The sequence below is a fragment of the Mycobacterium sp. genome (genome assembly GCF_035274705.1).
Taxonomy (GTDB): domain Bacteria; phylum Actinomycetota; class Actinomycetes; order Mycobacteriales; family Mycobacteriaceae; genus Mycobacterium.
The window spans coordinates 57391-76213 of the sequence record NZ_DATENY010000023.1; the positions used below are offsets into that span (position 1 = coordinate 57391).

General features: G+C 65.9%; 19 protein-coding genes. 12 read left to right on the top strand and 7 right to left on the bottom strand.

Annotated elements, in window-relative coordinates:
- The first annotated feature begins 20 nt into the window (after window positions 1-20).
- From VJV41_RS06170 to VJV41_RS06185, 4 genes are all read left to right on the top strand, one after another.
- Window positions 21-1319: an NtaA/DmoA family FMN-dependent monooxygenase gene (locus tag VJV41_RS06170; protein ID WP_325332176.1), complete on the top strand. Its 1299-nt coding sequence runs from the start codon at window positions 21-23 to the stop codon at window positions 1317-1319.
- Window positions 1320-1503: 184 nt separating this feature from the next.
- The gene (locus tag VJV41_RS06175) at window positions 1504-2685 is read left to right on the top strand and encodes an NAD(P)/FAD-dependent oxidoreductase (protein ID WP_325332275.1); all 1182 of its coding nucleotides are present in this window, start codon (window positions 1504-1506) and stop codon (window positions 2683-2685) included.
- Entirely contained in the window at window positions 2682-3608 is a 927-nt protein-coding gene (locus VJV41_RS06180; RefSeq protein ID WP_325332178.1) for an RNA polymerase sigma-70 factor, read from the top strand. Before VJV41_RS06175 ends, VJV41_RS06180 begins: the two co-directional genes overlap by 4 nt.
- Before the next feature lie 20 nt (window positions 3609-3628).
- Entirely contained in the window at window positions 3629-4864 is a 1236-nt protein-coding gene (locus VJV41_RS06185; RefSeq protein ID WP_325332180.1) for an aminodeoxychorismate synthase component I, read from the top strand.
- A 37-nt stretch (window positions 4865-4901) separates the two neighbouring features.
- Here the strand turns inward: VJV41_RS06185 and rsmI are convergent, their stop codons facing one another.
- A complete protein-coding gene (gene rsmI, locus VJV41_RS06190) occupies window positions 4902-5774 on the bottom strand; it encodes a 16S rRNA (cytidine(1402)-2'-O)-methyltransferase (protein ID WP_325332182.1) in 873 nt (290 codons plus the stop codon).
- A gap of 24 nt (window positions 5775-5798) precedes the next feature.
- Here rsmI and VJV41_RS06195 point away from each other — a divergent pair, with 24 nt between their 5' ends.
- The gene (locus VJV41_RS06195; protein WP_325332184.1) at window positions 5799-7340 is read left to right on the top strand and encodes a dolichyl-phosphate-mannose--protein mannosyltransferase; all 1542 of its coding nucleotides are present in this window, start codon (window positions 5799-5801) and stop codon (window positions 7338-7340) included.
- A gap of 114 nt (window positions 7341-7454) precedes the next feature.
- Complete coding sequence (locus VJV41_RS06200) at window positions 7455-8282, top strand: hypothetical protein (protein WP_325332186.1); 828 nt, start codon at window positions 7455-7457, stop codon at window positions 8280-8282.
- Here VJV41_RS06200 and arcA read toward each other — a convergent pair.
- A complete protein-coding gene (arcA, locus tag VJV41_RS06205) occupies window positions 8279-9490 on the bottom strand; it encodes an arginine deiminase (RefSeq protein WP_325332188.1) in 1212 nt (403 codons plus the stop codon). The two genes, VJV41_RS06200 and arcA, sit on opposite strands and share 4 nt — an antisense overlap.
- A 46-nt stretch (window positions 9491-9536) precedes the next feature.
- Between arcA and soxR the strand changes: the two genes are divergently transcribed.
- Window positions 9537-9971 carry a redox-sensitive transcriptional activator SoxR gene (gene soxR / locus VJV41_RS06210; RefSeq protein WP_325332190.1) on the top strand — a complete coding sequence of 145 codons (435 nt, stop codon included), beginning with the start codon at window positions 9537-9539 and terminating at the stop codon, window positions 9969-9971.
- Window positions 9972-10004: 33 nt separating this feature from the next.
- On the top strand, window positions 10005-10601 hold the full coding sequence (locus VJV41_RS06215) for an alpha-ketoglutarate-dependent dioxygenase AlkB (RefSeq protein ID WP_325332192.1): 597 nt from the start codon (window positions 10005-10007) through the stop codon (window positions 10599-10601).
- Here VJV41_RS06215 and VJV41_RS06220 read toward each other — a convergent pair.
- Window positions 10598-11263 carry a DUF5642 family protein gene (locus tag VJV41_RS06220; RefSeq protein ID WP_325332194.1) on the bottom strand — a complete coding sequence of 222 codons (666 nt, stop codon included), beginning with the start codon at window positions 11261-11263 and terminating at the stop codon, window positions 10598-10600. The two genes, VJV41_RS06215 and VJV41_RS06220, sit on opposite strands and share 4 nt — an antisense overlap.
- Window positions 11264-11291: 28 nt before the next feature.
- Window positions 11292-11945 carry a DUF5642 family protein gene (locus tag VJV41_RS06225; RefSeq protein WP_325332196.1) on the bottom strand — a complete coding sequence of 218 codons (654 nt, stop codon included), beginning with the start codon at window positions 11943-11945 and terminating at the stop codon, window positions 11292-11294.
- A gap of 301 nt (window positions 11946-12246) precedes the next feature.
- On the opposite strand from VJV41_RS06225, the gene VJV41_RS06230 reads away from it, so the two are divergent.
- Window positions 12247-12540, top strand: coding sequence for a hypothetical protein (locus VJV41_RS06230; RefSeq protein ID WP_325332198.1), 294 nt, complete (start codon window positions 12247-12249; stop codon window positions 12538-12540).
- Window positions 12541-12550: 10 nt separating this feature from the next.
- Here VJV41_RS06230 and VJV41_RS06235 read toward each other — a convergent pair whose 3' ends face one another.
- Window positions 12551-14218: a PE-PPE domain-containing protein gene (locus VJV41_RS06235; protein ID WP_325332200.1), complete on the bottom strand. Its 1668-nt coding sequence runs from the start codon at window positions 14216-14218 to the stop codon at window positions 12551-12553.
- Between the two features lie 389 nt (window positions 14219-14607).
- On the opposite strand from VJV41_RS06235, the gene VJV41_RS06240 reads away from it, so the two are divergent.
- The 3 genes from VJV41_RS06240 (at window position 14608) to VJV41_RS06250 (ending at window position 16661) form a co-directional block, all read left to right on the top strand.
- Window positions 14608-15306, top strand: coding sequence for an LpqN/LpqT family lipoprotein (locus VJV41_RS06240; protein WP_325332202.1), 699 nt, complete (start codon window positions 14608-14610; stop codon window positions 15304-15306).
- 69 nt (window positions 15307-15375) lie between these two features.
- A complete protein-coding gene (locus VJV41_RS06245; RefSeq protein ID WP_325332204.1) occupies window positions 15376-15747 on the top strand; it encodes a hypothetical protein in 372 nt (123 codons plus the stop codon).
- Window positions 15748-15755: 8 nt separating this feature from the next.
- Window positions 15756-16661: a hypothetical protein gene (locus VJV41_RS06250; RefSeq protein WP_325332206.1), complete on the top strand. Its 906-nt coding sequence runs from the start codon at window positions 15756-15758 to the stop codon at window positions 16659-16661.
- On the opposite strand, the gene VJV41_RS06255 is transcribed toward VJV41_RS06250, so the two are convergent.
- Complete coding sequence (locus VJV41_RS06255; RefSeq protein ID WP_325332208.1) at window positions 16662-17507, bottom strand: shikimate 5-dehydrogenase; 846 nt, start codon at window positions 17505-17507, stop codon at window positions 16662-16664.
- Window positions 17507-18505, bottom strand: coding sequence for a GNAT family N-acetyltransferase (locus tag VJV41_RS06260; protein ID WP_325332210.1), 999 nt, complete (start codon window positions 18503-18505; stop codon window positions 17507-17509). Before VJV41_RS06260 ends, VJV41_RS06255 begins: the two co-directional genes overlap by 1 nt.
- Window positions 18506-18823 lie beyond the last annotated feature (318 nt).

The window sequence follows — 18823 nt, forward strand, 5'->3', positions numbered from 1 at the left end:
TCACTACTTGTATTAGAGGCATGGGCAACATGTTTCATCTGGGGTGGTTCCTGAACTTCGTCGCCGACGAATGGAACGGGAATTGGGGTGACGGCGGGCGCGACTTCACCGGCGACTTCTACGTCGAAATGGCCAAGGATCTCGAGCGCGCCAAGTTCGACTACGTGCTGATCGAGGACAAGCTCATGGTGTCGACCGCATACGGCGGCACGATGGAGCACGACCTCAAGCACGGGGTTAACCCCAAGCACGATCCGGTTCCGCTCGCTGTGCTGATGGCCAACGCCACCACCCGCCTCGGCGTGATCCCGACGATGTCGACCACCTTCTACCCGCCGTTTCTCTTGGCCCGGCTGTGCAGCACCATCGACCACATCGCCCGCGGCCGGTTCGGTTGGAATGTCGTAACCTCCGGCGAGGACCGCGCCGCGCAGAACTTCGGGCTCGACAAGCTCTACGAACACGACGAGCGCTACGCCCGGGCCAGCGAGTACCTCGAAGTGGTCAGCAAGCTGTGGGAGTCGTGGGAGCCGGATGCGATCGAACGCGACTACACCACAGGCACATACGCGAACCATAAAAAGGTCCACACGATCGACTTCGAGGGCAGGTACTACAAGGTGCGCGGCCCACTGAACACCGCACCGTCACCGCAGTACCGCCCGACCATCGCCCAGGCCGGCGCGTCGCCGCCGGGACGCGCGCTTGCCGCGCAACACGCCGACACGATCGTCGCACCGGCCAACGGCATCGGCGCAATGCGGTCCTATCGCGATGACATCCATGCCCGCATGGAGGCCAACGGTCGCGACCCCTCGCACTGCAAACTGCTCTACCTGGTGTCCCCGATCGTTGCGGATACGCACGAGGAGGCGCTGGCCAAGCGGGAGCGGTGGTTCAGCAGCGATCTCTACATCGAATACATGCTGGCCGAGATCTCCTCGATCACCGAGATCGACTTCTCCCAGTTCGACCTCGACGCACCGGTGCCGCCGGTATCGACCAACGGCGAGCGCGGCGCGCTGGAGAGTTTCCTGGCCCGCGGCAGGGGTAAGACGTTGCGCGAGATCGTCACCGGCAGCGGCCTCACCAGCAATGTCGAACTCTGCGGCACACCCGAGGAAGTGGCCGACGAGATGGGCGAGATCATGAAACAAGTTGGCGGCGACGGGTTCTTGATCACCAGCCCGGTGATGCGGCTGAACCGCCGCTACGTTACCGAGATCACCGACGGTCTGATCCCGGAGCTTCAGAAGCGCGGCCTCGTGCGCTCCGAGTACACCGGCACCATGCTCCGCGACCACCTTCGTGAGTTCTGATGACTACCAAGCGTTTTCACCTCCCAAGCGCCCGCCGAGCGATGCCGAGGCGCGTGCCGAACACCTCGGTGCCAGCAGCCCGTACTTGAGCGCGGTCTCCATGGAGCGGCCGTGCGTGCTGCCTGAGATGGGTGATCCGCGTCACATCGTGTCACGTCTCGGCGGGCCGCGGTGTCTTGAGGGCATGACTGAACACAACTCACCCGTCAAGGTCGTCGTCATCGGCGGTGGATACGCCGGAACGATCGCGGCCAATCACCTGCGGATGCGCGCAGACACCGACGTCACACTGGTCAACCCGCGGCCGAAGTTCGTCGAGCGCATCCGGCTGCATCAGTTCGTGGCCGGCAACTACGACGCGACGGTCGACTACGGCACGCTGCTCGGCGAGGGCGTCCGCCTTGTCGTCGACAACGCCACCCGAATCGACACCGCGGCGCGCAAGGTGGAGCTGGCATCGGGCGGTGGGCTGGACTACGACTACGTCATCTATGCCGTCGGCAGCACGGGCGCGCCGCCATCGACGGTGCCAGGGGCAGCCGAATACGCGCATCCCATCGCAGAATTGGAGTATGCCCGGTGGCTGCGCGACACCCTCGACGAGCTGCATCCCGATGCGCCGGTCACCGTCGTCGGCGCCGGGTTGACCGGTACCGAGACGGCCGCCGAACTCGCCGAACAGGGACGTAACGTAACCCTGGTGTGCGGCGGAACCCTCGTGCCGTCGCTGAGCGAGCCGGGCCGCCGCTCTGCCGCCAAGTGGCTGGCACGACACGGGGTGGCGGTGCTGGAGGACGACGTGGTGGTCGAGGTCCGGCCGAATGCGGTGGTGTTCGCCGACGGTGCGGTGCGCCCGAGCGCGCTGACCATCTGGACCGCCGGATTCGGTGTGCCGGAGTTGGCCGCGGCCAGCGGGCTGAGCACCGACGGGCTGGGCCGGCTGCTCACCGACGAGACGCTGACCAGCGTCGACGACCCACGGATCGTGGCGGCCGGGGATGCCGCGGCACCGTCGGGCCAGCCACTGCGGATGAGCTGCCAGGCCGCGGTACCGCTGGGCGCCCAGGCCGCCGACACCGTGCTGGCCCGCATCGCCGGAACGCAGCCGGCAGTGATCAATCAGGCATTCCTGGGCTCCAACGTCAGCCTGGGCCGTCGGGCCGCCGTCATCCAGTGGGCCCACCAGGACGACACTCCGATGAACCTCTACTTCGGCGGACGCCTTGGCGCGGCGCTCAAGGAGGCGGTCTGCAAGGGCACTGTGTGGGGCATCCGCCGCGAGGCACGCAAGCCCGGCTCGACGTTCTGGGCCAAGGGCGGCAAGCGTCCGTCGCAGCCGGCGCTCGAGGTGGTCGCGGAATCGTGACCACCTCCCAGGGCCCGATTGCCGGCTCGGCCGGCGGCGAGCACGCCGAGCGGTTCACCCATCTGCGGCCACTGCTGTTCACGATCGTCTACGAAATCCTCGGTTCAGCAACCGAATCCGACGACGTGCTACAGGACAGCTATCTGCGGTGGGCCGAAGTGGACCTCGCGACGGTCCGGGATACCAAGTCGTATCTGGCGCAACTGGTGACCCGGCAAGCGCTCAACGCGCTACGGGCAGGCGCCCGCCGCCGCGAGGACTACATCGGACCTTGGCTGCCCGAGCCGCTGCTGCTCGAAGAGCGCGATGCCTCGGCCGATGTCGTTCTCGCGGAGTCTGTTTCGATGGCAATGCTCGTACTCCTCGAGACGCTCACGCCCGATGAGCGCGCGGTGTTCGTCCTGCGCGAGGTGTTCGGTTTCGACTACGACGAAATCGCCGGCGCGGTAGGCAAATCCGTGACGACGGTGCGCCAGGTCGCCCACCGCGCGCGAGAGCACGTCCACGCGCGACGAAAGCGGTTCGAGCCCGTCGACGCCGCGACGACGGCGGAGGTCACCGAGCAGTTCATGACCGCGGCAGCCACCGGCGACATGGAGGGCCTGCTGTCGATGCTGGCGCCCAATGCCACGTGGACCGCCGACAGCGGCGGCAAGGCCACGGCAGCTCGCCGGCCGATCGTGGGTGCGGAGAAGGTCGCCAGGGCGGTCATGGGTCTCTTCCGCTACGGGCAGCGCATGCCCGATATGCGGTTCGAGATGGTGAACTGCAACAACGCCCCGGCGGTGATCATCTACACCGGAGACCACTTGGAAGGCGTGTTCCTTGTCGAGATCATCGACGGCAAGATCACCAACTTCTACGCCATGCGTAACCCGGACAAGCTGGCCGCGATCTCAGTCCCGCGCACGATCAGCCGCTAGCCTTCTGTCACGCTTGGTCGGTGCGGATCGAGCGCCTCGGCAACCTGGGCAGCGCCCCTGCGGTGCTGCGCGCGCTCGCCTATGCCGCCGAGCGTTGCGGCCTGCCACCGCCCGCGGCATTGATCGGCGACTGGTTCGGCTCGTCGGCCGTCATTGCACCGTCGCTGAATGCAGTCGCCGTTGACGAAGTCTTCGCCGTCCCCGTCGGTGCATCCGGTGAGGCAATCGGCGGCGGGTGGTTCGGATACCTGTCCTATCCCGACGGCGGAGGGCGTGTTCCCGAAGCAGCAGGCGGCTGGTCCGACTGCGTGCTGCGGCAGGACAGCGACGGGCAGTGGTGGTATGAAAACCTTTCCGGTGCAACACTTTCCGCGTGGGTAGTCAAAGCGCTGCAGACCCACGAGACTCCCCGGCCGGTCGACGTCGTCTGGGGCGATGCGGACCGCAAAGCGCACCGCCGCGGGGTGCTGGAGTGCCTGGAGGCGATCGCGGCGGGCGAGGTGTACCAGGCATGTGTGTGCACGCAGTTCGCCGGCCGGCTCAGCGGCAAACCCATCGACTTCTTCGTCGACGCTGTGACGCGCACATCGCCCGCCCGTGCAGCCTTTCTGGCAGGCGAATGGGGCGCTGTGGCATCGCTGTCGCCCGAGTTGTTCCTGCGGCGGTCCGGTGAGACCGTGACGTCAAGCCCGATCAAGGGCACGCTGCCGCTGCACGCGGATCCGGCGGCGTTACGGGCATCGGTCAAGGACGTCGCGGAGAACATCATGATCGTCGACCTGGTCCGCAACGACCTGGGCCGCGTCGCGCTGACCGGCACTGTCACCGTGCCGGAGCTGCTGGCGGTGCGGCCGGCACCAGGGGTATGGCATCTGGTGTCGACTGTGTCGGCGCGCGTCAAGGCAGACATCCCGATGGCGGCGGTGCTCGATGCGACATTCCCGCCGGCGTCGGTGACGGGTACACCGAAGGACAGGGCCCGTCAGCTGCTTGCCGACTGGGAGCCGCGTCGCCGCGGAGTCTATTGCGGCACAGTCGGTTTGGCGTCACCGATTGCGGGTTGCGAACTGAATGTAGCGATCCGGACGGTGGAGTTCGATGGCCACGGCAATGCGGTGCTCGGCGTCGGTGGCGGCATCACAGCCGACTCCGATCCTGACCGCGAATGGGACGAATGCCTGCACAAGGCGGCACCCATCATTGATAGGCCCGGCAGCGCTCTACGAGAATCTCGGCCAATCGTTTCGGCTCGCTGACCATCAGGTCGTGGCAGGTATCCATCGGACCTCCGTGTCAGGGCCGTGACCGCAGAACCGCATCGTAGAGCTCACGTCGCGACGGCGCGCCGGGATTTGCTGCGATCACCTCGGCGCATGCGTCCTTCACCCTCGCGCCGTCGTCGACGAGCCGGTTCACCTCGGCCACCAGCGCCGCGAGGTCGGCCTTCGGCGTCGCACCGGCCAGCACAACGGTGATCTCGCCGAGCACGCCGTCGTTCGCCCATTCGGCCAGTTCGCCGAGCGTGCCCCGAACGATCTCCTCGTGCGTCTTGGTCAGCTCGCGGCACACCACAGCTTTGCGCGACGACCCCAGCACCTCGACCGCGTCCTTGAGCGTGCCTGCCAGCCGTCGCGGCGACTCGAAGAACACGCATGTGCGCGCTTCGGCGGCCAGTGTGGTGAGCCAGGACTTTCGCGCCGACTGCTTGCGTGGTGCGAAGCCCTCGAAGCAGAACCTGTCCGACGGCAGGCCGGACACCGCCAGCGCCGTCGTCACCGCCGAGGGACCGGGCAGGCAATGCACCGGCGCCTGCGCCTCGATGCAGGCGGCCACCAGCCGGTAGCCCGGGTCGCTGATCAGCGGCATGCCGGCATCACTCACGAGCAGGACCGTCGCGCCCGCCTTGATGTCGGCGACCAGCGCCGGAACCCGCGACGCCTCGTTCGCGTCGTACAGGCTGACTACCTTGCCGGTCAGTTTGACCTCGAGCGCCTGGGCCAGGGCCCTTATTCGACGGGTGTCCTCCGCTGCGATGACGTCGGCCCTGCCCAGCGCGCTCACCAGCCGGGCCGAGGCGTCCGAAGGCTGGCCCAGCGGCGTGGCGGCGATAAGCAGCAGGCCGCGGCTTGCCGGAGGGCAGGAGCGGAGCGACCCGGGATTCGACACAGCGCACAGCCTACGATCGCAGTCGTGACAGCTACCGCCACCGAAGCGCCACGCGCGGTTCCTGTCATCAGCCCCGCGCCGCTGGTGCCGGTCGCCGACTTCGGCCCGGTCGACCGGCTGCAGGGCTGGGCGATGACGGCCGTCATCACGGCGCTGGCGGCGCTCACGCGGTTTTTGAACCTGGGGTCGCCGACCGATGCGGGCACGCCGATCTTCGACGAGAAGCACTACGCGCCCCAGGCCTGGCAGCTGCTGCACAACCACGGCGTGGAGGACAACCCCGGCTACGGCCTGGTGGTGCATCCGCCGGTCGGCAAGCAGCTGATCGCGATCGGCGAGGCGCTGTTCGGCTACAACGGGCTGGGCTGGCGGTTCTCCGGCGCGGTATGCGGCGTGATCCTCGTGCTGTTGGTCGTGCGGATCGGGCGGCGGATCAGCCGCTCGACGCTCGTCGGCGGTATCGCCGGGCTGCTGTTGATCGCCGACGGGGTCAGCTTTGTCGCGTCGCGCACGGCGCTGCTGGACGGGTTCCTGACGCTGTGGGTCGTCGCGGCGTTCGGCGCTTTGATGGTCGACCGCGACCAGGTCCGGGAGCGGATGCACGTCGCGCTGTTGGAGGGGCGCATCGGCGAGACACCGTGGGGGCCGCGGCTCGGCGTGCGGTGGTGGCGGTTCGGCGCGGGCGTGCTGCTCGGATTGGCTTGTGCGACAAAGTGGTCGGGGCTCTACTTCATCGTGTTCTTCGGCGCGATGACGCTGGCGTTCGACATCGTCGCGCGCAGGCAATATCGGGTGCCGCGGCCGTGGGTGGGGGCTTTACGGCGCGACCTCGGACCGTCGTTGTATGCGCTGGTGCTGATTCCGTTCGGCGTATACCTCGCGTCGTACGCGCCGTGGTTCGCATCGGAGACGGGTGTGAATCGGCATGAGGTGGGCCAGTCGATCGGCCCGGACAGCGTGCTGCCGATTCCCGATGCGCTGCGGTCGCTTTGGCATTACACGCACGCGGCGTACAGGTTCCACGCCGGCTTGACGAACGCGGACGGCAATCACCACCCGTGGGAGTCCAAGCCGTGGACGTGGCCGATGTCCCTGCGGCCGGTGCTGTACGCGATCGACAACCAGAACGTGCCGGGCTGCGGCGCGCAGTCGTGCGTCAAGGCCGTCATGTTGGTAGGCACGCCGGCGATGTGGTTCATCGCGGTGCCGGTGCTGGTGTGGGCGCTGTGGCGGGCGTTCGTGAAGCGGGACTGGCGCTATGGCGCGATCCTCGTCGGCTACGGCGCGGGATTCTTGCCGTGGTTCGCCGACATCGACCGGCAGATGTACTTCTTCTACGCGGCGACGATGGCGCCGTTCCTTGTGTTGATGATCGCGATGATATGCGGCGACATCCTGCATAAGCCAAACCAGAACTCGGAGCGACGAACTCTGGGGCTCATCGTTGTGAGTTGCTATGTGGCGCTGGTGATCACGAACTTTGCGTGGATGTATCCGATCCTGACGGGATTACCGATCTCGCAGTCGACGTGGAACATGCAGATCTGGCTCCCGAGTTGGCGCTAGTTGGCGTGCTAGCGCCGAGATTGCATACAGGGCTGTGATCGATATCCACAACCCTGAGTGCAATCTCGACGGTAGGAAGCGCAGATGTCAGTCGGGTTGGCCAGCATCTAGAGCATGGATGACGTCTTCATCGGCAGCGAAGCGCTGGCGGCCGGTACGCTCTCCCGCGGCCAGTTGCGTTGGAACTATCGGGCCCTCCTGCCGGACGTCTATGTCCACAAGAACGCGACGCCGTCCCTTTCGCTTCGCACCATCGGTGCGTGGCTTTGGTCCCGACGCCAAGGAGTGATCGCCGGCCTCACCGCGGCTGCCCTGCACGGCTCACGATGGATCGACGAATCCACGGATGTCGAATTGATCTGGCGCTGTGGCCGTCCGCCGCCAGGAATCGTCGTTCGAAATGAACGTATCGCAACCGACGAGATCGTCGAGATCGCCGGCCTGCCCGTCACGACAACGGAGCGGACCGCGCTAGACCTCGCGAGGCATTCCCCGCGCGACACTGCCATCCCTCACCTCGACGCACTTGCTCACGCCACAGGCCTCACCGCTCCACATGTGCTGCCGTTAGTCGATCGCTATCGCGGAGGGCGAGAATTGCGCACATCAATCGACACGCTCGGCCTGATCGACGGCGGATCGCACACACCGAGGGAAAGCTTGATTCGCCTAGCCCTCATCGATGCGGGCTTTCCCAACCCGAGAACCCGATTCACTGTCACCGACGGCACCAACCTGGCGCTCATTGCCATGGGTTACGTGGCGCCAAAGGTCGGAGTCGAATTCGGCATCAGTACACCCGGATTCCTGCTCGGCGCGGGATGGACCATGATTTCAGCAGACAGGGTGCTCAACCCGAAGATCATCGTGTACCTCGTCCGTGCAGCGGTCATAGAGCGCGGGTATCCACTGTCGAGACTGCGGAGGCTCTCGCGAGGCTAGAGCGGGTCGCGGGCGGCGGGACACGACATGCAGCGTGGGCCGCCGCGGCCCGTACCCAGCTCCGACGCTTCGATCGGCAGCACCTCGATGCCCGCATCGCCAAGGCGCGCATTGGTTTCCGCGTTTCGCTCATATGCGACGACGACACCGGGTGCGACGGCCAGTGTGTTGTTGCCGTCGTCCCACTGCTCACGCTCGGCCGTCACCGGGTCCAGACCCGTCGCGATCACCCGCAGCTTGGAGATCCCCATGGCAGCAGCGGCCGCCTCCAAGAACGGCGCCGCGTCGTCGATCTTCACACCACCCGACCCGTCGCGGTGAATCGTGAACGCCGACAACGAGTCCACGATGTTCGGATACATCACGACCGCGTCGACATCGACCATCGTGCACACCGTGTCGAGATGCATCTGGGCGCGCTCCTGCGCGATCGGCACCGCCAGCACCGTATGCGCCAGATCGTCGTCGAACAGGCTGCGCGCCAACGCTTCCGCGCCCGCCGGCGTCGTCCGCTCCCCCACGCCGACCGCCACCACACCAGGCGCGAGCAGCAACACGTCGCCACCCTCGACGGGTGCCGACCGCGACTCGTAGGCCCGCCGCACGCCGAGAAACCGCGGATGATGCGCATAGATCAAATCCGTCAGCGACGTCTCACGCACGCGGGCCGGCAACGCCAACGATGTGATCGCCACCCGCGGCCCGATCCAAAACGACGAGTCGCGGGTGAACAACAGATTCGGCAGCGGGTCGATCACGAAATCCCCGCCGTGGTGCATGCGGCGCACCAACGACAACTCGCCTCCGGCGAACGGCAGTTCGTTGAATGTCATCCCGGCCATCAGTACATGGGCCAGCGGAGCCGCGTCCAACGTTCGCAGATATGTCGAAAGCTCCTGCGCCAGAGGCAATCCCAGCCGTCGCGGATCGACCGCGGCGGCGATACCGTGCATACGGGCCGCACCGCTCTTGGCCAGCGCCTCCGTCAACAGCTCCGCCAACAGCAGCACTTCGACGCCACGCGATCGCAACACCGCCGCGAATGCATCGTGCTCCCGCTGCGCCTTGCTGACCCACGGCAGGCCGTCGAACAACAGCGCGTCGTTATTGCGTGGCGTGAGCCGCTGCAGTTCGGCGCCTGGTCGGTGCAGGATGACGGCCCGCAGCCGCCCCACCTCCGAGTCGCAGCCCAACGCAACGTCTGTCACATCTAGCACCGTAACGCCAACCGTCACCTCAACTATGGTTTAGGTCATGGAGCTGATACATGAACTCACGCCGGGCGAGATGTCCGTCCGCAGCGGTGTTGCGGTTTCAGCGCTGCACTTCTACGAACGCGAGGGGCTCATCGCCAGCCGGCGTACGTCAGGAAACCAACGCCGCTACGCCCGCGAGACGCTGCGGCGCGTCGCGTTCATCCGGATGTCGCAACGGCTCGGCATCCCGTTGGCCCGCATCCGGGAAGCACTCACGACGCTGCCCACCGATCGCGTCCCCACCAGCAAGGATTGGGCCAGATTATCGGCGGGCTGGCGTCAAGACCTCGACGACCGGATCCTGCACCTGGAGCGGTTGCGCGACAATCTCGCCGGCTGTATCGGCTGCGGCTGCCTGAGCCTGAAGACCTGCGCGCTGTCCAACCCCGGCGACGTACTCGCCGGGCAGGGGCCCGGCGCCGTCCGCCTCTAACTGTTCGAACGCCTGTGCGATAAACTCGCGGTCATGGAGCTGGCAGTCCAGAGCTCACTGTTCGAGGCCGCCGAACGCCGCCATCTCGGCGGCGGCGCATGGATCGAGCTGCGCTCCAGCTGGCTGACCGACGCGGACACGCTGTACGACGACCTGATGGACCAGATCCCGTGGCGCACCGAGCGCAGGCCGATGTACGAACGGGTGGTCGATGTACCCCGGCTGGTCAGTTTCCACCACCTCGTCGACGAGCCCGCCCCACATCCGCGGCTGAAGCAGATCCGCCGACGGCTCAACGACGCATACGCCGGCGAACTCGGCGAACCGTTCGTCACCGCCGGCCTATGCCTGTACCGCGACGGCGCCGACAGCGTTGCCTGGCACGGCGACACCATCGGCCGCAGCAGCACAGAGGACACCATGGTCGCGATCGTCAGTCTTGGCGCGACAAGGGTTTTCGCATTACGGCCGAAAGGTGGCGGTAAGTCGCTGCGGCTACAGCACCGCCACGGGGACCTGTTGGTGATGGGTGGCTCCTGCCAGCGCACCTGGGAGCATGCAATTCCGAAAACCACGCGGCCGGTTGGCCCGCGCATCAGCATCCAGTTCCGCCCGCACGACGTCCGCTAACCCTTGACGGCGGCCACGGCGGCTGTCAGCACATCACGGGCGCGCTGGGTGTTGACCGGCGCAACCGGCTTGTCGGGCAGCACCAACGGGTTCGCGGTCACGATCACCAAAAACGGGCCGAAGCTGGCGACGTAGTTGTAGAGCTCACCGGTGCGGGGCTTGCCGTCGACCGTCGTCTGCAGGATCCGATGAGTGGCCACCGTATGCGCGCCATCGATATGCGGCGCCTCGACCACCTCGACGAGGCCGCGCACGCCCTGCCCGGCAAACCCGACCTTCTGACAGCTCTGGGCCGGGTCGCTGGCCGGCACCGGTTCTGAGGTTTCGACCGCGATCGCGATGAACCGGTTGCCCTCGCCCTCGGCCGTGGTCGCCGCCATGTTGCCCTTCGCCCCCGACGGCACCATCGGCTGGCCGGCCGACTTCGCGCAATCGGCCGGATCGAACGTCATCCCCGGCGGCAACGCCTGAGGGCCGAGCAGCCGCGGATCGATGCCCGTCGGCCCGACGCTGGTGACCTGGAACTGCGAGCCGAAGCTGGACTTGAGGTTCGCCACGTTGGCGATGTTGGCGTGTGAGAGATCCGGCCCGGCCGACTGGCCGGTCGCGCACCCGGCAAGCACGGCGGCGCATAGGACGGGCATCGCCCTCTGGGTCAGCATCGCCGCCAATGTACCCGCAGGTCCTCGTTCATTCGCGTAATGCCGACACCGTTTTCACCAGTAATTCCGCGGCGAATTCCTGTCCGAGTGGAGGATTCGGTGATCCCGGGTCGGTGACGATGGTGATCATCACGACGTGATCGCCCAGATATGCGGTGAACGAGTCGGCATGTGAATGCGTTTCGGTGCCGCCCTCGACGACGGTCGTGGTCGCGACGGCCATGCCGACGGTCTCTGCACCGTCGATGGCAGGCGCGGAGACCGACGTGACGCTTCCGCTGGTACGCCCCGACGACACAGTCCACTCGCCGCACTCTGCGACCACCGAGGTATCGAGGTCGGCGCGAGTCCCCGCCACCACCGCGTACACGATGCCGCCTGTGCCGGAAGCCGACCATCCCCGAGTCGTCGAACCGTCGGCGGCCGGATCTGCCAGCGCGCCGCAGCGCGGCGGTTCGGCCGCCCAGCCGGAGCCGAAGCCCCAGAACAGCGCAGGCGCCGCTGGGCCCGACAGGGCGGTCACCTCGTAGCCGCCCGGCAGGTCGCCGCGCACACGCTCGATACGTGCCGGGTTCACCTGTGTCGACGAGGCCGACGGCGTCGTCGACGGAGCGGATAGCGGCGACCGGCCGCACGCCGCCGCGAACAGCACCAGCGCCGCGAACAAGCCGAACAGCCGCACTCGGCGTTGATACCACAGAGAACACTTAGAAATCGCTGGGAACAACCCGGGAGCCGCATGCGATGAATCAATTTGGGAGGAGTTGTCGTGCATGCGGTTCTTGGCGTGGCAGTGACCGTCGCCGCAGGAGCGACGCCGAGCAGACAATCCTGACGAGCCAGGTCTGACGGCTGCCGGCAGGCGCACTGACCGGCGCGCGTCGGAATCAAATTGCGCTACAGCGAGTTTCATTATTTGGGGACTGCCAGCGTCCGGGGGCGTTGCCGGTCCGTCGGAGGGATCAACGTGGAAGGCACCACGAATGAACAAGTTGCTGCCAACTGCCATTGCGGGAATATTCGTCGCGCTGAGCCTGGGGCTTGCGGTGGGCGCCCACGCGTCTCCGTCGGGCGTCGGATCGGCGCAGGACACCGTCAACGAATTGGAGAACAACGGCTACCAGGTCGTCCTCAACAAAGTGGGCACGGGTCCACTCGACCATTGCACGGTCGACTCCGTGCGGCCCGGCGAGATGGTCACCCATGCCGCTGCGGCAGGCGGGGACTTCGTCAGCCGAATCGTCTATCAGACGGTGTATTTGACGGCCAGGTGCTGACGCACGCCGGTTAGGCGGCGTTGTTCTCGCTACTGTCCGTGCCGGAGGCGCTACCCGTGCTCGGCTCGCTTCCCGAGGCTTGCTGCCCAGACGGAGACGACGGTGACTCCGTTTGGTGCTTCTGGGAGTCGAATTCGATGGGACCGCGCACCTTGGGTCGGTCCGGCTCGGTCGCGGAAGGCGTGGACTTCGTCTCCGGCGTCGTCGCGTTCACCTGCGGTTTCGCGGTCTGCGTCGGTGTCGCTGTGGGGGACGCCGATGGGGTGGCCGTCGCGGTCGGTTCGACCGATGCGGGTTTCACATCGGTGTTGTTCGATGTCGTCGGCGCCGTAGTCGCCGTGGGTTCAGACGTGCTCCGGCTGGTCAGCGAATTAACGTGCGGTGCAGCCGATTCGGTGCCACCCTGCTCGACGGCAGGCGCCGACAGCGTCGACATCGTGGTGGTGGTGGTGGTGGTCGTCGTCGTCGCGGTCGGCGCTGGCGGCAATGCGGGCCCGCCCACGCCGAACGGACCTGCCGGGGTGGTGCCCAGCGCGCGGCCGATTCCAAGCTCTTGCAGCGCGTCGTCGATCCCGACGGGGATGGACGCCAACAGGTGCAGGGCCAGGGCGATCGGATTTCCGATCGGCAGGATGCTTGCGGGCGTGGGAGTCCCAGGGTTCACGTCTCGCGCATAGGCGTCCTCGATCAATACCCGCAGCGGCGCGTCGAGGAGCCGGACGATCGGCTTGGGCACGCCGATTTGGTCCAGCGGCATCAGTATCGGAAGCGTGTCGCTGGTGAAGAGATAGTAGGTGGTGTCCCCCATCTTGCCTTGGAACTGGGCGTCGCTGAGCGGCCTGTTGATGACGTTTCCGTGCAGGTAGGCAAAGCCGGCGATCGCATTGAAGGTGGCCAGCAGATTCAGCGGCCTGACCGGAAAGTCCCCGCCGAGCCCGTCGTACTGCTGTGCGACGTCGATGGTCGGGTAGAGGTAGGTGTCGTCGGTCGGATCGTTCGGCGTGCCACCGTCGTTCACCACTGGACTGTCCGTCGGCGCGGCGCCATAGAAGGTGATGCCGAAGAACGGGATGGTCGGCAGCCCTGCGCCGCGCTCCAAGATGCCGCCGTTGGGCCGCATAGCGTTGGCGACCATTTCGAACGACGTGCTCGGGTCGCTCGCCTGGTGGTTGTCGATCAGATCTCGTTTGACCAGTGCCGCGATGACGGCGCTCTCCGAATACCCGAAGACGATGAAGGTATCGGTGGGCTGCGGCGGATCCGATCCGACCTGCGGGTCGACGGCTGGATCGTTGTTGAAATCGCAGGCGGCGTTCGCCTTGAGACAGTTGTGCACGTTCGCGCGTCCAATGGCCACCGACTGATCGAAGGTCAACGAGCCGGCGACCGGAAAGAACTCCGCCGGGTAGACGACCGCGACTGCGTTGTCGGCGGCTGATGTGCCTGTACCCGCGGCCGCCGCCGCGTTGATGTAGCTGTTGACGGCGTTGTCGAGGTATGCCGTGACGAAGGGCGGCTGATCTTTCGGCGGTCCGAGCGAATGGTCCCGTCCTCCCATGATCAGCGCCGTGGTGGCCTGCAGTTGGACCGAGGTCGTCATCGCCCACGAAACCGTCAATATGACGGTCCCCAGTAGCGCGAGTAAAGCCGCGCACAGCGAACGAGTGAGAAGACGCATGGTCAAGACTCCTTCGTCAAAGAACGCAGACCGGGGACGCGGCGCCGGCCGTCCGTACCCTACAGCCGCGAGTTACGACATGACCAGATAGAAACAGCAGCACAGCCCCATTTTGCTCCAGTGACGGCGAATGATTGACAGATTCGGCCCGCTGAGCTGGCAAGTATTTGATGAATCAAGCACTTCTCGTTGCCCATTCAATCAGAGTGGCGTCAAGATCGGCCTAGCAAATGTCAGCCGCGTTGGGCCGCCTTCGGACCGGCGCGCCATGACGGACTCCCGACTGCGCTGCGCCATCCGCCGGACGACTCGCCGAAAGCGATTCCGCCTGCATCGATTGTTTGCTGACCGTAGGCTACGGCGGACATTTCCAACCGACGGGAGCCCCCATGAAATCGTCACTGCGGGCCGGTGTTATCGCCATCACGGCGATCGCGCTCGGCATCGGCCTATCCGGCTGCGGATCGGACACCAAGACCGCGCCGTCGACCTCGAAGACCACCTCCAGCGAGTCGAAGACGACGACAAGCAAAGCCGCGCCAACGACGACGGCCCAGGCATCGGGGCCGAACAAGACGATCGTCGACTACATCAAGGAGAACGGCATCGTCGAAACGCCGGTTCATCGTGGGGATCCCGGTGCGCCCACCTTCGACTTGCCCACCCCGGCGGGGTGGGAGGACGCCGGCACCCGCACACCAGATTGGGCTTACGGCGCAATCCTTTTCAGTGACCCCGCGATGGCCCAGGACCCGCCCACGATCATTGCCATAGTCTCCAAGCTCACGGGCAACGTCGATCCGGCCAAGATCCTCGAGTACGCGGCGGGTGAGATCAAGAATCTGCCGAACTACGACGGAGCCGCAGAGGGCTCGCCAAGCACGCTCGCTGGATTCGATGCAACGCAGATCGGCGGCACCTACACGAAGGAAGGCGTCAAGAGAGCGATCGCCCAGAAGACGGTGGTGATCCCTGGCAAGGACGGGTTGTATGTGTTGCAGCTCAACGCCGACGGCACCGAGGACCAGATGGGTCCGCTGATGGATGCGACCGGCGTCATCGACGAGCAGACCAAGATCACGCCATAGTTGCGACGGTCCGGGACGGGTGGTTCGCTGCCCGTCCCGGATCACCCACACCCTCCGGAAGAGGCGATGATGACTGCTGTTCCACCGGTCGACCCCAACGAACCGCCACCACCCCAGCGGGGCCTCACTCGCGAGGAACGTGGTCGCGACGTCAGCCAGGCTCAGGCCGAGGCCGAGGCCGAAACCTCGACCGGCAAGCGCTTCCTGAAGTCCATGAGCCTGCGGTTCGTGCTCTCCCAGGCCGACGCCTATCCGGTGGTGATCAAGCAGTTCCTCCAGTTCTGCTTGATACTCATCTACCCGGCTTGGGTATTCGCGGTGTTGGCCGGTGGGGCTCTCTACTACTGCGTCTACGGCGTGTTCTGGGTGCTGTTCTGGCCAGTGCGGGCGTGGATGAAAAAGAACCGGCCCGACGAGTACGCAGCCTCGCAGAAGAAATAGCCGGACCAATGGGACTATTCGACCGCTCCGCCGGTGTGCAGGTAGCGGTAACGCCGGCGGTGGTTTCCCCACGCAAGCCGGTACAGGCCACCATCTCGGTTGAGAAGCCGATCACCAAGGTGTCGGCGGCGACGGTGGAGTGGGGCTACACGAACTTCTACCGCTACCACTGGGCCGGCCGCGCCGATGCTGCTGGAGCCGCAGGCAATGACTCATTGTTGACGATGGACCAGGTTGGCACCAACTATGGCAGCGAGCGCGACACCGACGACTGGGTCGGCGTGACAAAGGTCGAACTGCCAATCGCGACGGGTGAATTCACCGGTGGCTCTTCGACTTTCACGGTGCCATCGTGGGCGCCGGCTTCCTCGCCGGTGCTCGCCCGATGGTCGTGCCGATTGACAATGCGGCGCGGCGGACGCGACGTCGATACGCGCGGCGATTTCACCGTCGTGATCGGCCCAGACGACCTACAGGTGGAAAACGCTGCGCTGCAGCAGGTCTCCGGCTCGGACGATACCGATCTCGACATCGCGTTGCCCTCGCCGATCTATCGCGCAGGCGACACCGTCAATGGCCAGATCACGCTGACCCCTCACTCGGATCTGCCCGACGGCGAGGTCGGCGTGTATTGGCAGCGCCACCGGGACTCCCACCCACTGACCCGCTCACCAGCAGCAGCCGCCTTGCTCGCAGGCCGACCCGTGCATCTGGGCAAGGGCATCCCACTGCGTGCGGGTACGCCGGTGGTACTGCCGTTCTCCCTGCCTCTACCCCACGATGCCGCACCGACGGCTTCGGCGGTGCATTCATCGCTGCGGTGGTCCATCGAAGCACGGATGTTCTACAAGGGATTCACTTCGCATTTGACCGAGCGGGTGCGCCGCCCGATCGTGGTCGTCAACGCGCCGTAGTCAGGCCCGGGATATGGCCGAGGCCTCGGCCACCTGTTCTGGTGTCGGCCGCACACCGGTGTAACACTCGAACTGCTCTGCCGCCTGCAACGCAATCACCTCGGCACCCGTGATCACCCTGACCCCTGCAGCGCGGGCCGCCTCGATCAGCGGTGTTTCCGACGGCAGCGCGACCACGTCGAAAACAACGTGGGCATTGGCGATCGTCTTCTCGCCGAACGGCCTTTCCTGCGCCTCGGGACCGCCAGCCATCCCGATGGGCGTGACATTCACGATCACCTGCGCCGCTGGTTCATTCACGTCGGCGGCATAGTCGTAGCCGAGCCGGTCGGCGAGCGCACGCCCCGTTTCCGCGTTGCGGGCGACGACAATTCCGGAGCGAAAACCCTTGTCCCGAAAGGCTGAACCGACCGCGTTTGCCATCCCGCCGCTGCCGCGGATCATCACCGCGTCGTCGGGGTCCAGCTCATACTCTTCGATAAGCCGCTGTACGGCAATGTAATCCGTATTCGACGCAGTCAAGTGTCCGTCGTCGTTGACTATCGTGTTCACGGCATGGATCGCCCGTGCGGAGGGCTCCACCCGGTCGACGAGCGCGATGACGTCCTGCTTGAACGGCATTGACACCGAACAACCCCGGATGCCCAGCGCGCGCACGCCACCGATCGCCGCCGCGATGTCGGTGGTAGTGAATGCCTTGTAGATGAAGTCCAAGCCGAGAACGTCGTACAGGTGGTTGTGAAACCTCGTGCCGATATTGCTAGGCCGCCCTGCCAGCGAGATACACAGCCGGGTGTCCTTGTTCAATGGCGGCCTCCGGCCGACTGCGGCTATCGGCTCCTGCATCAGCCGACGGCCCGAATCACCTGACGGGTCACGTCACGGATCTGTTTGGTGAGCTCGGGCGAGAAGTGCAGCGCACCGGGCCGGGGAACGTCAATGGCCGTAGTCACGACGCCGAGATCGTCGCGATGCCAGACCGCGCCGTACTGATCCAGGATGGTGCGCATGGGGAAGTTCTCGGCCAGCACCCGCGCCGTAAACCGTTGCACGCCGTCGTAGCCCGCCGCGACGGCGAGGGCACCCATGAGGAAGGTGCCGATGCCCCGACCTTGATAGGCGTCGGCGACGATGAACGCCACCTCGGCAACGGTGGGGTCATCCTCGTCGCGGACAAAACGCGCATCCGCCACCACCGGTCCCTCGGGCCCATCGGTCATCACCCATACGAAGTGGTCGACGTAGTCGACCTCGAACAGGTAGGCCATCAGAGACCTGGTGGGAGCTCGCATCGACTGGAAGCGGCGGTAGAGCGTCTCGCTGGAGAACTCGACCGGACCACTAGCGGTGCGTTCGTTATCCCCGGGCAGCACCGGCCGCAGAAACAGCTCGGTGTTGTCGCGCAAAGTGACCGGAATTGGTGTGATGAACGCCGCCAGACGCTGACGGGCCGTGCGCAGCAGCTTGTCCATCATGCCCGGGATTTCGAGCATGGTGGAGAACGCCTCGCGGCCGCCGACCCAGCCGGTCAGCCGTTCGATCGCGACCACGGTCGCGGTGCGCGGGGCGTCGCGAAGAAGCGCGATCTCGCCGACCACCAAACCCGGCATCAGCTCGACGACGGTGTCGTGGCCGTCGACTCCCGTGTGGGTGACCTCCGCGCGACCGGATCCGATGAGCAAGAAGGAGACCGCGAGTTCACCCTGTTGCATGAGCACTTGACCGGGCGTGGCGGAGAGCGGACGAAGTTGCGCCGCGAGCGGCACCAAAGCCTCGATTGCGCAGCCGGCGAAGACCTCCAATGCAGCGAGTTCGTCGGCACGGACAGCAGTCAGGCCGGCCACGTCACGAGGCTACGGCGTCGTCCTCGCGGCGAGCAAGGAAGGCCGCCGCGCGCTGCCACCTCAGCGACTTTCGCCATCCCGTTGCTCCACGTTGCCACGTGAGGCTTCCGAGCCCCGCGGAGAGCGCTCCGTCGCTGGTGCGAGCGACCATCTCAACGAATTTCTTATGAGAATTGATAGCTAGCCAGAATCGGTTTGCCATACGGGTCAGTACTCAGCTTTCCGCTTAAGCGGGAATTTCCAGCAAACCGGTCGCCGACGGGTTCGTTCGCGTTTCCCATGCGCGTAGCGCGCGGGGTCACGATGCTCCGTCATACA